The sequence below is a fragment of the Pedobacter sp. SAFR-022 genome, from assembly GCF_051965375.1.
In the GTDB taxonomy this organism is placed as follows: Bacteria; Bacteroidota; Bacteroidia; order Sphingobacteriales; family Sphingobacteriaceae; genus Pedobacter.
Genome location: NZ_JBQCME010000012.1, coordinates 1 through 15025, shown reverse-complemented (window position 1 = coordinate 15025; position 15025 = coordinate 1). Strand labels below are relative to the sequence as shown.

At 43.5% G+C, this 15025-nt stretch carries 14 protein-coding genes; 2 read left to right on the top strand and 12 right to left on the bottom strand.

What is annotated here, in order from left to right; genetic code table 11:
• Positions 1-39: 39 nt before the first annotated feature.
• The 4 genes from recA to ACTHQF_RS17320 form a co-directional block, all read right to left on the bottom strand.
• Entirely contained in the window at positions 40-1053 is a 1014-nt protein-coding gene (gene recA / locus ACTHQF_RS17335) for a recombinase RecA (protein WP_440432167.1), read from the bottom strand.
• Positions 1054-1185: 132 nt separating this feature from the next.
• A complete protein-coding gene (gene nth / locus ACTHQF_RS17330) occupies positions 1186-1860 on the bottom strand; it encodes an endonuclease III (protein ID WP_440432165.1) in 675 nt (224 codons plus the stop codon).
• 430 nt (positions 1861-2290) lie between these two features.
• Positions 2291-2485 (bottom strand): hypothetical protein, encoded by a 195-nt coding sequence (locus ACTHQF_RS17325; protein ID WP_440432164.1) that lies wholly within the window; start codon positions 2483-2485, stop codon positions 2291-2293.
• 90 nt (positions 2486-2575) lie between these two features.
• On the bottom strand, positions 2576-3151 hold the full coding sequence (locus ACTHQF_RS17320) for an RNA polymerase sigma factor (RefSeq protein ID WP_188624780.1): 576 nt from the start codon (positions 3149-3151) through the stop codon (positions 2576-2578).
• Between the two features lie 264 nt (positions 3152-3415).
• Between ACTHQF_RS17320 and uvrA the strand changes: the two genes are divergently transcribed.
• Together uvrA and ACTHQF_RS17310 are read left to right on the top strand one after the other, a co-directional pair.
• Positions 3416-6217 carry an excinuclease ABC subunit UvrA gene (gene uvrA, locus ACTHQF_RS17315; RefSeq protein ID WP_440432162.1) on the top strand — a complete coding sequence of 934 codons (2802 nt, stop codon included), beginning with the start codon at positions 3416-3418 and terminating at the stop codon, positions 6215-6217.
• A 14-nt stretch (positions 6218-6231) separates the two neighbouring features.
• The gene (locus ACTHQF_RS17310) at positions 6232-6855 is read left to right on the top strand and encodes a LysE family transporter (protein WP_440432160.1); all 624 of its coding nucleotides are present in this window, start codon (positions 6232-6234) and stop codon (positions 6853-6855) included.
• Here the strand turns inward: ACTHQF_RS17310 and ACTHQF_RS17305 are convergent, their stop codons facing one another.
• The 8 genes from ACTHQF_RS17305 to ACTHQF_RS17270 form a co-directional block, all read right to left on the bottom strand.
• Positions 6856-7896, bottom strand: a complete 1041-nt coding sequence (locus tag ACTHQF_RS17305; protein WP_440432158.1) for a DUF2157 domain-containing protein — start codon at positions 7894-7896, stop codon at positions 6856-6858.
• A 26-nt stretch (positions 7897-7922) separates the two neighbouring features.
• Entirely contained in the window at positions 7923-10142 is a 2220-nt protein-coding gene (locus tag ACTHQF_RS17300; RefSeq protein WP_440432156.1) for a cation:proton antiporter domain-containing protein, read from the bottom strand.
• A gap of 76 nt (positions 10143-10218) precedes the next feature.
• Entirely contained in the window at positions 10219-11151 is a 933-nt protein-coding gene (locus ACTHQF_RS17295; protein ID WP_440432187.1) for a bifunctional riboflavin kinase/FAD synthetase, read from the bottom strand.
• 10 nt (positions 11152-11161) lie between these two features.
• A complete protein-coding gene (locus ACTHQF_RS17290) occupies positions 11162-12025 on the bottom strand; it encodes a YitT family protein (protein ID WP_440432154.1) in 864 nt (287 codons plus the stop codon).
• Positions 12026-12027: 2 nt separating this feature from the next.
• A complete protein-coding gene (gene truB / locus ACTHQF_RS17285) occupies positions 12028-12756 on the bottom strand; it encodes a tRNA pseudouridine(55) synthase TruB (RefSeq protein WP_440432152.1) in 729 nt (242 codons plus the stop codon).
• Positions 12756-13550: an undecaprenyl-diphosphate phosphatase gene (locus ACTHQF_RS17280; protein WP_440432150.1), complete on the bottom strand. Its 795-nt coding sequence runs from the start codon at positions 13548-13550 to the stop codon at positions 12756-12758. Before ACTHQF_RS17280 ends, truB begins: the two co-directional genes overlap by 1 nt.
• A gap of 9 nt (positions 13551-13559) precedes the next feature.
• Positions 13560-13784 (bottom strand): DUF3098 domain-containing protein, encoded by a 225-nt coding sequence (locus ACTHQF_RS17275; RefSeq protein ID WP_440432149.1) that lies wholly within the window; start codon positions 13782-13784, stop codon positions 13560-13562.
• On the bottom strand, positions 13784-14662 hold the full coding sequence (locus ACTHQF_RS17270) for a cell division protein FtsX (RefSeq protein ID WP_440432147.1): 879 nt from the start codon (positions 14660-14662) through the stop codon (positions 13784-13786). Before ACTHQF_RS17270 ends, ACTHQF_RS17275 begins: the two co-directional genes overlap by 1 nt.
• Positions 14663-15025 lie beyond the last annotated feature (363 nt).

The following is a 15025-nucleotide window of genomic DNA, read 5'->3' as shown; positions in this document are numbered from 1 at the left end:
GGAATTGGTGATTGCTTAGATTCCGGTCACGCAATCAGATTATTCTTTTTCTTCCAGTTTTTCACCGGTAACTTCTTCTCTGATTTTTGCTTCGATCTCATCAGATAACTCTGGGTTGTCTAAAAGCAATTGCTTAACGGCATCACGGCCTTGTCCAAGTTTGGTATCTCCGTAAGAGAACCATGAACCTGCTTTTTTGATGATGTTGAAATCAACACCAAGGTCAATGATCTCACCAACTTTAGAAATACCCTGATTGAACATAATGTCAAATTCCGCAATACGGAAAGGAGGAGCTACTTTATTCTTAACGATCTTCACTTTGATCCTGTTACCAGAAACCTCATCAGAATCTTTGATTTGAGAAGTTCTACGGATATCTAAACGTACGGAAGCGTAGAATTTCAATGCGTTACCACCGGTAGTGGTCTCCGGATTACCGAACATCACCCCAATCTTTTCACGTAATTGGTTGATGAAGATACAGCAACAGCCGGTCTTAGCGATGGTACCTGTAAGTTTACGTAAAGCTTGAGACATCAAACGCGCCTGTAATCCCATTTTGGAATCACCCATTTCACCTTCGATCTCCGCTTTAGGTACCAATGCAGCTACCGAGTCAATAACGATCACGTCGATTGCACCAGAACGGATCAGGTTATCAGCGATCTCAAGTGCCTGTTCACCATTATCTGGCTGAGAGATCAAAAGGTTCTCTACGTCGACGCCAAGTTTCTTTGCATAAAATTTATCAAACGCGTGCTCTGCATCAATAAACGCAGCTACACCGCCCTTTTTCTGTGCTTCCGCAATAATGTGTGTAGCTAATGTGGTTTTACCTGAAGACTCCGGGCCATAGATCTCTATCACACGGCCTTTAGGAACACCACCAATGCCTAAGGCGATATCCAAACTAATAGAACCCGTAGAGATCGACTCGACTTGTTCTATTGCGGCATCGCCTAGCTTCATTACAGTACCCTTACCGTAAGATTTTTCCAACTTATCCAGGGTAAGCTGTAATGCTTTTAATTTTTCTGCGTTTGGGTTCATATTGTTAAAATTCTTTGAGTAAATATAGAATATCTATTGTTTTGAAAAACAATTATTCAGTGTGTCTGTGCTAATTACTTTAGCAAAAGTACAATTTATTTTATCAATAAAAAAGCTTTGATCCGTAAATAATTATATTTTTTCGTTATTTAAACTAATGTTTTTAGTTGGTTTTGTAATCCTTTCATAATACCGGCACATATGGGTAATTTCACAGATGCTGCACTTCGGAGATCTTGCCACGCAAACATATCTACCATGCAGGATCAGCCAATGGTGTGCGATGTAGATCAGTTCCTCCGGCAGGTTTTTTACCAAATCCTTTTCTACGGCCAGTACTGTTTTTCCGTTCGTTAGCCCGATACGGCGGGAAACCCGGAACACATGCGTATCCACGGCCATAGCAGGTGCGTTGTAAACCACTGAAGCAATTACATTTGCTGTTTTCCGGCCCACGCCAGGCAGCTTCTGTAATTCTTTAACGTCGGATGGCACCTGATTGTTAAAGTCATTCACGAGCATCTTTGCCATGCCCACCAGGTGTTTAGCTTTATTGTTTGGATAACTCACACTTCTGATGTAATCGAAAACAATGTCAGGCGTAACATCTGCCAAGGCCCTCGCATCGGGAAAGCGTTGAAAGAGGGCAGGGGTAACCTGGTTGATTCGCTTGTCTGTACACTGTGCCGACAAGATCACAGCGACCAATAGTTGATAGGGATTGTTGTAAATGAGTTCAGTTTCAGCATCAGGTTGTTTTGCAGCGAAGTGCGTCACAAACTGCTGATACCTTTCTTTTTTAAGCATACACAAATATAATCCACTAATCGATAACAGAAACGCGGCAAACTGAAAATTACCGTCTTTAAACAATCAACCGCAAACACCGCAAATACCGTAAAATTGACCTGAAGCAATCCATAAGCATCAGCAGCACCCGAATCCCTGCAAACAGGTTAAGGCTTTACATGTCAAAGAAAACACTTCAGCAAAAACAAAGAACGTCGTTGGTCATCAGCATCTCTGACCCGCGATTAAGCTAGCCCAAAAACCCGATGAAAAATTGACCATCAGACGAAACTTTCAATAGAATTTATGAATACGACAGATGGTTCACCTACAAGCGAACTAAGTTTTCAATTAAATAGACAAGAAGCCAGACAAGAAGTTCTAAGCTTTTACCAATCTGCAGGCACAACACCCTAAAAAAAAAGCTGCCTTTCGGGCAGCTCAATGCTTAGAGGCTTGTTTTAGAATAAGCCAAAATACGGTCTATCAGTTCGTCGGAGGGTGTATAGTATAACCTGTCCAGTTCGGGCTTTAGACTCTCATAAAGTTTTACATCGTTTTCATCCATATGCTGCGCATTACAGGCTTCCTGTGATTGATGTAAAATGTTTACACAATTCGTTGTAGTAAAGGTTTTTATCATAAGCATCAAATTGTTTTTAAGTTTTATATCAAAACGCAACAAGTCAACATTTATTTTACCTTCAACGTTAAAAAAATGTGTATTTATGAATTAGGTCACTTCCTTAACTTTCATCATTTTTCTCAGGTTACTAAGGGCATATCTCATCCTTCCCAGGGCAGTGTTGATACTAACCTCGGTAAGATCTGCAATCTCCTTAAAACTAAGGTCCGCATAGTGACGCATAATCAGCACTTCCTTTTGTTCATCAGGCAGCAGATGGATCATCGCACGCAGATCGGCATGGGTCTGTTCGCGCAATAAACGGTCTTCCGCACTTTCTTCATTAACCTGTAACAGGCTTAAGATGTCGGTGCCATCAGCGCTGGTAATTACCGGCGTACGTTTTTCTTTTCTAAAATAATCGATAACCAGGTTATGTGCGATACGCAGTACCCAGGGCAAAAACTTGCCTTCTTCATTGTAACGACCGGAGCGAAGTGTGTTAATTACCTTGATAAAGGTATCCTGGAAAATATCTTCCGCCAGATACTGGTCCTTTACCAACAAATAAATAGAGGTATATATTTTGGTTTTGTGTCTTCGTAAAAGTTCCTCCAACACTGATTCATCACCGTTAAGGTATAACTTCACTAAATCCTGGTCACTGTTTAACTGTAACTTCATAGGAGCTTCCATACTAAATTCCTTGCTTTTGCTAAAAAATATTTAGTAGAGTTTTTATCTATAGCGCTTCTCCTTATTGGGGTTTAAGATGGGGTTTCAAAATATTGTGTTATTCTTTTCAAAAGAAGCATTTTTTTTCCACAATTCAGCCAAAGAAGTGTTAAAAAATCTTAAAAATTCAATCTTAGGCTAGTTTATTGCGGCAGGCCAAAAAACTTAAATTAAGTTAATAGGGTTATATTTGCAAGAATCCAGGACAGATAAATGAGTAAAGAACTAGAGAAAGATCCACAGAGAAATATTATCATCAAAGGAGCCAGGGTGCACAACCTCAAAAACATAGATGTTGCCATCCCTAAGAACAAGCTTGTTGTGATAACCGGTATGTCTGGATCTGGAAAATCATCACTGGCATTCGACACCCTCTATGCCGAAGGGCAGCGCCGGTACGTCGAAAGCCTTTCATCTTATGCCCGCCAATTTATGGGCCGGATGAATAAACCCGATGTCGACTACATCAAAGGTATTGCACCTGCCATCGCCATAGAACAGAAAGTAATCACTTCCAACCCACGTTCAACGGTTGGTACTTCCACCGAAATATACGATTACCTTAAACTGCTCTTCTCCAGGATCGGAAAGACCTACTCCCCGGAGTCAGGCGAGATCGTGAGAAAAGATACTGTATCAACAGTGGTAGACTTCATCACCAGTCTTGGCAATGATGCTGTAGCAACTGTTTTCTGCCCACTGCATCCACATAACAACCGTTCCATCAAAGAAGAGCTGGCAGTGTTGCTGCAAAAAGGTTTTCTAAGGGTTTACCTGAACGACAAGTTATTTAAGATCGAGGCCATTTTAGAAGATGAAAGCTTCAAAGATGCTGAACTCAAGGATTCAGAAACGATAAAGATCCTAATCGACCGTATCGTGGTGAACGATGATGAAGAAACGCTAAGTAGAATCGCAGATTCTGTGCAAACGGCTTTTTTCGAAGGTAAAGGCGACTGCTTTGTGGAGCACGAAGAAAAGGTAAACCATTTTTGCGACCGCTTTGAGCTGGACGGTATTCGCTTTGAAGAACCGACGCCAAACTTTTTCAGCTTCAATAACCCTTACGGCGCTTGCAAAAGATGCGAGGGTTACGGCAATGTTATCGGTATTGATGAAGACCTTGTCATCCCCGATAAAAGTAAAAGCGTGTACGATAACGCGATTGCACCATGGAGAGGCGAGAAGATGCGAGAGTGGCTGAACAAGCTGATTCAGCATGCTGACAAATTCAATTTCCCGATCCACCGTTCATATAGTGAGCTTACGGAAAAACAGCAGCAGCTGCTCTGGACCGGAAATAAGTACTTCGAAGGTCTTGATGCTTTTTTCAAGGAACTGGAATCACACACCTACAAGATTCAATACCGCGTAATGCTTTCCCGATACCGCGGAAAAACGGTATGCCCGGATTGTAAAGGTACCCGCTTAAGAAAGGATGCTTCCTACGTGAAAATAGGCGGTAAGTCGATCCTTGACGTGGTTTTAATGCCTTTGTCAACCATACAGTCCTTTTTTGATAAACTTGAACTATCGGAAACCGATAAAAAGATTTCCAAACGCATCTTGTCAGAAATTGTAAACCGTATTCTGTACCTGAACAACGTCGGCTTGGGTTACCTAACCCTGAACCGTTTGTCAAACACCCTTTCGGGAGGGGAGTCGCAGCGCATTAATCTGGCAACTTCCCTGGGTAGTAGTCTGGTAGGTTCCATCTACGTGCTGGATGAGCCAAGTATCGGTCTGCATCCAAGAGATACCAATAAACTTATCGAAGTGCTGTTATCCCTTCGAAACGTCGGCAACACCGTGCTGGTTGTGGAACATGAAGAGGAGATGATGAAAGCTGCCGATCACATCATTGATATTGGTCCGGAAGCCGGTACACACGGTGGAAACCTGGTTTTCAGCGGTACCTACAGCCAGATTATCAAAGACAAAAAGAGCCTCACCGGTAAATATCTTTCCGGTGCAGAGCGTATAGCGATACCAAACATGCGGCGCAAATGGCAGGACCATATCCTGATCAAAGGCGCAAGGGAGAACAACCTTAAGAACATCGATGTAAAATTCCCGTTGGGCATCTTCACCGTGGTAAGTGGTGTATCCGGTTCAGGAAAAACCAGCCTGGTCAAAAAGATTCTATACCCCGCATTGCAAAAGGCTATTGGCAATTATGCCGGGGAGCAAACTGGTGCGTATGACGGCATTTTCGGTAACACAGACCTGGTAAGCCAGGTAGAGCTGGTAGACCAGAATCCGATCGGCAGGTCATCCAGATCAAATCCGGTAACCTACGTAAAAGCCTGGGACGACATCAGATCTTTATTCGCGGCACTACCCGCGTCGAAAGCCGCAGGGCTAAAACCTGCCGCTTATTCCTTCAACGTAGAAGGTGGCCGCTGTGATGTATGTCTTGGAGAGGGCGAGGTGAAGATAGAAATGCAGTTTATGGCCGATATCTTCCTGCCTTGTGAGGCTTGTGGCGGAAGGCGCTTTAAACAGCAGGTACTTGATATAACTTATCAGGATAAAAATGTGGCCGATATCCTTGACTTCACGATAGATGAAGCCCTGGAGTTTTTCAAAAACGAGCCCAAGATCATCAACAAACTGCAGCCACTCGTAGATGTGGGCTTAGGCTATGTACACCTGGGGCAGTCCTCTAATACCCTTTCCGGGGGTGAAGCACAGCGTATCAAGCTGGCATCGTTTTTAATCAAGGGAAATAACGCCAGCAAGACCATGTTCATCTTCGATGAGCCGACAACAGGGCTCCATTTCCATGACATCAAGAAACTGCTCGTGGCACTAAATACCCTGATCGAACAGGGTAACACCATCCTGGTCATTGAGCATAATATGGACATGATCAAATCAGCAGATTGGGTGATCGACATTGGTCCGGAAGGTGGTGATCAGGGCGGAAAGCTTGTTTTTGAAGGAACCCCAGAGGATCTGATCAAACAGAATGGATCCTATACAGGTAAGTATTTAGCCGAGCATTTGAAATAATTGTATCTTCGGCCATGCTTGTTTTAACGCTTTTACTGGGAATAATCTGCAATGCGGTGGGCTATATTCCTCCGGGTAACATCAACCTCACTGCTGCGCAGATCACACTCAACAAAGGGTTAAAACAAGCGTACTATTTCATCATCTCCTTCTCTCTGGTCGAAATGCTGTTCACCTTCGTGATCATGCGCTTTGTGGAGTGGTTTGCAACCAGTGTGGAGCTCGACCGCATCATAGACATTGCCATGATCGTTGTATTTCTGGTGCTTGGCGCAATTACCTGGCGCTCCAGAAAAGAGATGCCGAAAACAGATACCTCTAAGAAGGACAGTGTGCGTTACGGCATTCTATTAGGTATCCTGAACCCAATGCAAGTACCTTACTGGTTATTTCTGGGAACCTATCTGATCTCTCATGAATGGATAGACACCGGTACGCTTTCTCTTACCACCTTCAGTATTGGTTCTGGAATAGGTGCAGGTCTTGTCTTATATGGTTTTGCCAGATTTGCGAAATACATTCAGGAAAAGTTTACACTCAGCAGCTATGTCATTAATAAAAGCATTGCCATCCTGTTTTTTGCACTTTCTGCCTATCACCTGATTAAAGTTGTTTACGAGCAGGTTATTAAGTCCTGATCACTTGTTTTTAAGGAATTCCAGGTTCCATATCTTTTCTGCCCTGCGTCCAATTACCCAGAAGGAGGCTGCAAGTACACAAAAGAACAAGGCTTTATGCCAGCTGTCCCAGAAATATTCGAAATACCTGGTATAAAGATTTAGAAACAGGAAGGTTATCCCAAACTCCCGTGCGACATCATCGCGGTACTTAAGCCCCACAAAGATGCTAACCGCACATACTGCTGCGGAGATGATTGCCCAGTAGAACATATCCAATTGTCGCACAGCCGCCCATTCGTCCAGATCGCCATAATTGCCGAACACGGAAAGCAGCCAAAGGGAAACAAACAGATAGATCATGCCACAGATATAGGTAGCGGGCTGGAAAAAAGTAAAGGCTTTCACTTTGCGCAACAACAGCGCAGCCGCAGTGAGCACAAAACCGAATACGACGAAGCGCAAGGGGTAGTTCATACCGATGAAATACATATCCCAGCGGGAGAGATACCCCGTTTCCGTACCATACCAGGCACCGAGCGATATTAGTACAAAGATCCAGATCAGGCGCGAACGAAAAACAAATGCCAGACAGCCATAAACGAACACGGAAAACAAGATGAGCAGCGGATAATTTGCATCTCCCTTCCCAATACTTTTCCCGAGGTAAGCTATGGCATTTGCGGTAAGCATTACAGCAGAGAATACCATGGCATCGTTACTAAATACTTGCGAGGTATGGGTCTTTTTTCGCTTAAAACTGTAGTAATATAATACGCCAGCAGCTGCAGCCGAAAGCAGGCTAATTAGAATATCAGGGGTATCATAAAGTTTTTCCAGATAGGTCAGGATGTCTTTGTCGATCAGTAGGGCACCCAGGGAGATCACCCCGCAAGCCATGGCAATCCAGAAGGAGTATTGCGCCAAACGTCGCCAGTCGAAGGACTTGGTTTCATAGCTGTTCTTTAAACGCCTTACGTCATCCTCACTGAGCAGTCGTTCAGCCTTCCAATGGTCAAGCATTTCGTCAAGGAAGTCACTTTTCTCCTGGTCTATTTTCATTCTAAAAGGTGTTTTCGGTGGTAAATTTATCTCAGGAGCTCGGGAATCTTTTTGTGATTTCCTACAATCCACACAATGTCTTCATTTTCAAATACGAGATTGGAATCCGGGTTCAGTATGCGAATACCCTTTCTTTCAATTCCGACAACCAAGCCCTGCGATTTCTCCCGAATACCGGAGTCCCTGATGCTTTGTTTATAGATTGGAGACTGGCTGTTGATGACAACCTTCTGCAGGGTCATTTCATTTTTAGGAAAATCATAGGCCTCATTCGCGTCACCCTGACCCTCAAACAAGGGTTTTACCGTTGCCAGTTGATCGTCACTGCCGATGATGAGCACTTTATCATGTGGATAAAGGCGTTCATCCCGGCTTGGCGTCGGAATCATTCGTTTCCCCCTTTCAATCAAGGCAATGTTGATCCCGTACTTTTCACGCACGGCAAGGTCCACCAGTGTTTGGCCAACCAACACCGAATCCGGCGATACCACAAGTTCGGTGAGGTGGGTATCCCAAGGAAGAATTTCTGGTGCATGTTGTGCCTGGCGGGCATTTAAATTGCCGAGGAACCGGTTTTCCAGTCGATCGTAAAAGCTTTGTAGTTTTCTTGAAAACACGAATATTCCTGCGATGATAATTGCCATTGCAATCAAAGTTGCCACAAAGGTGTCGTAGAACTGGAAGATCAAAAAGGCTACAAAGAAAGTGCCCAGGCCTATTCGCAACACTTCGAGTGCAATCAGCGGCCCGCGTGTATACTTCTTGTTTAACCAAAGATGGGAATATGCATTACGCTGCATCCTTCTGATGGAAAGTGCCCAGACAAATGGGGCCATCAAAATCAAGGTCAGGATCAAACTGATGATGATGCCACGGTCACCGTTGATTATATGCTCCGTGATAAAAGGCTGAATATACTTTGATCCAAAGAAAACAAGTGCAATCAGAATGACGGAATGTATAACGGTATTTGTGGTATAGGCACGTAAAAGAATTTTCCAGTCGCTCAGCGTGGTGATCCCAGCGGTAGAACTGCTGTATCGTTGAATACCCGCCACCCATTTCTTAGGTAGCGTACGCTCCAGAAAATTGTAAAAGGGTTCCGACGCTTTGATCAGGTAGGGGGTGGTAAAGGTCGTAATGGCAGAGACCGCAACAGCGATCGGATATAGAAAGTCGCTGGTTACTTTGAGCGATAAACCAAGTGTTGCGATAATAAAGGAGAACTCTCCAATCTGCGCCAGACTCATCCCCGTCTGAACCGCTGTTTTCAGCGGCTGCCCGGAGATCAAGGCACCAAGACCAGAGCTTAGGAATTTTCCAAATACGGTTGCCAGTGTAATGATCAGAATTGGTACCGTATAATCAATCAGGATGCTCGGATCGATCAGCATACCTACAGAAACAAAGAATATCGCGGCAAAGAGGTCCTTAACAGATTTGGTAAGATGTTCAATATGTTCTGCCTGTGTGGTTTCTGCCAGAATAGAGCCCATAATAAAGGCGCCAAGTGCTGCAGAGAAGCCAACTTTTACTGCCAGCAGTACCATTAATAAACACAAGGCAATCGCTACAATGAGCATCGTTTCATCGTTCATCAGCTTCCTGGTTTTCTTCAGGAAGGTCGGAATCAGGAAAATACCGGCAATGAACCAAAGCACGAGGAAGAAGCACAACTTCAGGATGGATGTTAACATTTCCACACCGGCAAACTGCTGACTCACTGCAAGGGTGGATAGCAACACCAAAAGTAAAATCGCTACGAGATCTTCCACAATGAGCACACCAAAGACCAGTCCGGCGAACTTCTTATGTTTTACATTAAGTTCTTCAAATGCGCGAATGATAATCGTAGTGGAGGAAACGGAAAGAATACCGCCGAGAAATATGCTGTCCATGGTCGACCAACCCATAGCGATCCCAGCAGCGAAACCAATTGACAGCATGGACACCACTTCTACCACTGCAGTAACGGAAGCAGAACCACCAACCTTGACCAGCTTTTTAAAACTGAATTCCAGTCCAAGACTAAACAAAAGGAAAATTACACCAATCTCTGCCCAGATGTGGATGCTTTCATTGTCGGTAACGGTTGGTAAAAATTTAACATGTGGACCGACGAGTAATCCCGCCAGGATGTACCCTAAAACCAGCGGTTGCTTGATTTTCTTGAAGAGCAGTGTCGTTACACCAGCAGCAGCAAGGATTAATGCAAGGTCGATAATTAATACAGGGAGATGGCTCATAAAAGAATGCGGTTTGGCCTAATATAAGGAAAAAGCAAGCTTTTTTGACCCGAAATCGGGCTTCGGAACGTTAATTCTACAATTTGTTGAAAAAGCTAAGCGTATTTTCTTTGTCTTGTTGTAGCTGATGTTTTAATGCCTCGAGACCGGTAAACTTCACGTCATGGCGTAGAAATTCCATAAAGGTCATGGTGATATCCTGCCCGTAGATCTCCTGATTGAAGTCAAAAATGTTCACTTCAATGTTGCGCGTCATACCGTTAATGGTTGGACGCTGACCGATATAAGCCATACCTTTGAAGTTGCCTTCATTCAAGGTCACCGTAACGGCATAGATCCCATCCGAAGGGATGAGTTTGTAGGTTTCCTCCACAAAGATATTTGCTGTTGGGAAGCCAATGGTGCGGCCAATCTTGTCGCCTTTAATCACGCGACCCCGGATACTAAAGTGGTAACCCAGGAAGGTAGCCGCCAAAGCAACATCGCCACATAACAGCGCCTTGCGGATCTGGGTAGAAGACACTGCAACGTCATGAATGTCCTGCTCCGCAATCTCTTCCACATCAAAACCTCTGATTTTGCCGGCAGCAATAAGATGTTGCATGCCACCTTTCCGGTCCTTCCCAAAGCGGTGGTCATAACCCACAATAATGTGTTTAATACCAATGGTGCCTACCAGAACATTATTAATGTATTCATCTGGGCTCAGGTTGGAGAAATCCCGGGTGAAAGGGGTGATGATCAGGTGATCGACGCCAAGTTTTTCTAAAATGGCAGCCTTTTCATTGATGGTATTGATCATCTTCAACTCCTGATTTTCGGGATCCAGGATCAGCCGCGGATGCGGGAAAAAGGTTAATATTACCGTCTCGCCACCGGTAGCTCTGGCAGTTTCCACCAAACGGCTGATGATCTTACGGTGGCCAAAATGAACGCCGTCAAAGGTTCCTATCGCTGCAACAGCGTTGTCCAGTTTTTTGAAATCCGATAGATGATGGTATATTTTCAAAGCTTGATCTTTAATGTAAGGCATGTTTTTTTACTACACCGCCCTTGAGGTCTGCAATCTGTTGCTGAACCACAAAGGCATCCGCATCAATTTGCCTGATGGCGGTCTGTAGTTTACTCATCTCAATTTTCGTGACAATCGTATATAAAATGTCAATGTCTTTTTTTATTCCATAACCGCCTTCTCCTTTGTAAATCGTAACGCCCCGCTTCATATCGTTGATTATGAAAGCTTTAATATCTTCATTCTTGTCTGAGATAATGGTAACCCCGGTGTATTGTTCAATGCCGTTCACAATGTAGTCTATGGTATTTGAAGCTGACAAATAAGTAAGAATGGCATAAAGTGCAGTTTCAATGTTCACCAGAATTGCAGCAACACAGAAGATGAGGATGTTCAAGATCAGAATGATGTTACCGACCGTAAGTACACTATTTCTGCTGATGTATAAGGCGAGCACCTCGGTGCCATCAATAACGCAACCGCCGCGCATGGCCAGTCCGATACCCGCGCCAAGGAATAGTCCACCAAAAAACGCGATTAATAATTTATCATGTGTGATGGGTTCAAAAGGCAGTATAGCGAGCATCAACGACAGCAGGACAATGGCTATAGAAGTTTTTACGGCAAAGGTTTTCCCGATCTGACGGAAACCCAGGATCACAAATGGAATATTAATGATTACGATCAAGTAGTAAAGCTCCAACCTGGTCAGTTTAGTGATCAACAGCGACATACCCGTAACGCCACCATCAATAAAACCGTTTGGCATCAAAAAGCTTTTCAGCCCAAAACAAGCCGAAGTTACACCGGCTCCAATAAACAATATCTCCTTAATGAGGTGAAGATACTTGTTCTCCGCACGATCGGCCATTGCTAAGCTTGTTTTAAACTACGGATATGGGTTACAAGGTCCTGAACCTCGAATGCATTTTCAAGCAAAAAATCGCCGCTGCGGGTCCGGGTAAGTTTTGAAAGATAAGCGCCGCTGTTCAAAGCTGCACCAAAGTCGGATACCAGTGAACGTATATAAGTGCCTTTGCTACAAACGATGCGGAAATCAACCTCGGGCAAAGCAATTCTCGTGATCTCAAACGCTGATACGGTCACATTCCTTAATCGCAACTCGGTCTTTTCACCAAGCCGGGCTTTAACATAAAGGCGTTCTCCATTTACTTTCACCGCAGAGTGTGCAGGTGGATATTGCTGGATGTCGCCAATAAAGGCCGCGGTTGCTGCATGAATTTGCGCTTCCCTGATATGATCAGTGGGATATTCCTGGTCTACCGCCGTCTCCATATCAAAGGATGGCGTAGTGGCACCAAGGATCATGGTTCCCGTGTATTCTTTTTCCTGCGCCTGGAAGGTGTCGATTTGTTTGGTAAGTTTACCGGTACAGATGATCAGCAATCCGGTAGCGAGCGGATCAAGCGTACCAGCATGGCCCACTTTAAGTTTCAGCGGCTTGAAGGAGTTCCTTAACTTTCCTACAACATCAAAGCTCGTCCATTTGTAGGGCTTGTTGATGAGTAAAAGTTCACCTTCAGCGAAGTTAAACTCCGGGAATGTTGTTGCCGGAACCGGCATTTCTATAATTTCAGACATTATGCGACTACGAGTGGTACATTGGCGAAGTACAATCCGAGAATGATTAGTCCGACTGCAATTCTATACCAGCCAAAAATACGAAATCCATGTTTGGATAAGTAACCGATAAATGATCTGATTGCAATAATTGCAACAATAAAACCAACCACGTTTCCAAAAAGCAGCAGCTTAACGTTCTCGGCATTCAGAAGCTCGTAACCTTTAAGGAGCTTATATCCGGTGGCAGCGCACATGGTTGGAACTGCAAGGAAAAACGAGAATTCTGCTGCGGCATTTCTGGTTAGCTTCTGTTGCATACCGCCGATAATGGTCGCTGCACTGCGGCTAAGACCTGGAAAAACAACTGCAAGTACCTGAAAACATCCAATCTTGAATGCGGTAAGATTACTCATTTCCTGCTCATCATGGATGGTTGGATTTTTAAAGAATTTATCGATAAACAGTAATATTACACCCCCGACCAACAGTACCACTGCAATGAAAATCGGGTTGCCTAAGGTGTTATCGATAAAGTCGTTCAATATGAACCCAAAGCATAAGGCCGGAATCACAGCGATGAGCAGTTTCAGATAAAATTGCCATTTGCTGAAATCAATAAACTTTTTCCAGTAAAGGGCCACAACGGCCAGGATTGCGCCAAGCTGAATGGCGACTTCAAATAGTTTAACAAAATCATCTTCACCAATACCCATGATTGAGCTGGCGATAACCATGTGTCCTGTGGAAGAAACGGGCAAAAACTCGGTTAATCCTTCGATAATTGCAAGGATCAGTGCTTGTAGATAGGTCATGTATTACGCTTACTTCTTTAAAATAGCGTAAACGCCAAAACCAAAACCAAACAAAACAACCATTGGTGCGATCAATGTCTTACGTACATCGTAGATGTCAGTGTCGCCGATCATCAGGATGAATCCAAAAACAACGATCAGCATGCTGATGATCAGTAACTGGTAGTTCTTTTTGCTGAAAACCATGTCATTGTTGGTATCCTGATGTACAGGAGGAGTTTTTCTTTCTAACATTATCTATATAGATCGTAAATTTTTAAACGTAAGTATTTGGTAACAGCAAAATGCGTGCTAATAGCGGTGATGAAGATGCCCACACCCACCAGGAACAGCAACACAATACCGAATTCGGTGTAGTTTCTCAGGATCACGATCTCAGGAATTTCCCTTTGTGCATAGAATAAGAAACCAAGCAAGATGATGATCGCGATTAGTGCTGCAATTAAACCGTGCAATGCTGCGATCAAAATAAAAGGCTTGCGGATGAAGTTTCTGGTTGCACCAACCAGCTGCATACTCTTAATCAGAAAACGTTGAGAATAAATAGCTAGCCTGATGGTATTGTTGATCAAGGCGATAGAGATCAGCAACAGGATACCCGCAAATGCAAGGATAATCAAGCTAATGGTATTGATATTCTGGTTGACCATGTCGATCAATGAACTCTGATAAATCACTTCTTTCACCACTGGATTTTTCGCCAGCTGCGTTTTCAGTGTTTCAATACTTTTATTGTTGGCATAATCAGCCTTTAAATACACGTCTACCGTCGAAAGCAATGGGTTATAACCAAGGAAGTTCACGAAATCCTCACCAAGATCATCCGTTAAATTTTTAGCGGCAAGTTCCTTATTCACATACTGGGTCTGTTTGATGGCAACATTCGCATCCAATTCTTTCTGAAGCTGAAGCACATCAGATTCCTTTGCACCCTCATCTACAATGATGTTAAGTACAATGTTCTCTTTCACGTAATTAGAAAGGTTTTTGGCGTGAACCAGGATCAGGCCAAGCATACCCAGCATAACCAGAACCAAGGCAATACTAAATATGGTGGATATGTAAATGGTTTTAGTCTTCTTAGAAGCATCGCTTACTTCAAATTCTTCCATGTATTTCTATTTATGTTTTGCGAAAATAAAAAAATATAAGGTAGTAAAGTAAATTATATCCCTTTAATGCTTGTTTTTAAAATTGCTTAAACGCAAAAACTCAGTGTAGTAACATAGTTGGAGGTCAATATTAACCTGTCTTAACATGCCAGTTGTGGTATACGGACCACTAACAGGGGGTTGACAAGGGGTTAACAAAGCTTTAGCCTTGTCAAGGCCTTGTCAACCCCCTGTCAACCCCTTGTCAACGCCTTGATAATCCTTGATCCCGGTTATTCAGTTCGGCTATGTAGTATACTGGTATTTGTTTACAGTGGAAAGTCTGTTTACTATATGTTGTTTACAATTAATACTTTATTACTG

What these genes read in the sequence shown, in the direction of transcription:
- ACTHQF_RS17310 (WP_440432160.1), top strand. Translation starts at nt 6,232, where the DNA reads ATGCTTGTTTTAACGCTTTTACTGGGAATAATCTGCAATGCGGTGGGC.
- ACTHQF_RS17305 (WP_440432158.1), bottom strand. Translation starts at nt 7,896, where the DNA reads ATGAAAATAGACCAGGAGAAAAGTGACTTCCTTGACGAAATGCTTGAC.
- truB (WP_440432152.1), bottom strand. Translation starts at nt 12,756, where the DNA reads ATGTCTGAAATTATAGAAATGCCGGTTCCGGCAACAACATTCCCGGAG.
- ACTHQF_RS17290 (WP_440432154.1), bottom strand. Translation starts at nt 12,025, where the DNA reads ATGGCCGATCGTGCGGAGAACAAGTATCTTCACCTCATTAAGGAGATA.
- ACTHQF_RS17300 (WP_440432156.1), bottom strand. Translation starts at nt 10,142, where the DNA reads ATGAGCCATCTCCCTGTATTAATTATCGACCTTGCATTAATCCTTGCT.
- ACTHQF_RS17320 (WP_188624780.1), bottom strand. Translation starts at nt 3,151, where the DNA reads ATGAAGTTACAGTTAAACAGTGACCAGGATTTAGTGAAGTTATACCTT.
- ACTHQF_RS17270 (WP_440432147.1), bottom strand. Translation starts at nt 14,662, where the DNA reads ATGGAAGAATTTGAAGTAAGCGATGCTTCTAAGAAGACTAAAACCATT.
- ACTHQF_RS17275 (WP_440432149.1), bottom strand. Translation starts at nt 13,784, where the DNA reads ATGTTAGAAAGAAAAACTCCTCCTGTACATCAGGATACCAACAATGAC.
- nth (WP_440432165.1), bottom strand. Translation starts at nt 1,860, where the DNA reads ATGCTTAAAAAAGAAAGGTATCAGCAGTTTGTGACGCACTTCGCTGCA.
- uvrA (WP_440432162.1), top strand. Translation starts at nt 3,416, where the DNA reads ATGAGTAAAGAACTAGAGAAAGATCCACAGAGAAATATTATCATCAAA.
- ACTHQF_RS17280 (WP_440432150.1), bottom strand. Translation starts at nt 13,550, where the DNA reads ATGACCTATCTACAAGCACTGATCCTTGCAATTATCGAAGGATTAACC.
- ACTHQF_RS17325 (WP_440432164.1), bottom strand. Translation starts at nt 2,485, where the DNA reads ATGATAAAAACCTTTACTACAACGAATTGTGTAAACATTTTACATCAA.
- recA (WP_440432167.1), bottom strand. Translation starts at nt 1,053, where the DNA reads ATGAACCCAAACGCAGAAAAATTAAAAGCATTACAGCTTACCCTGGAT.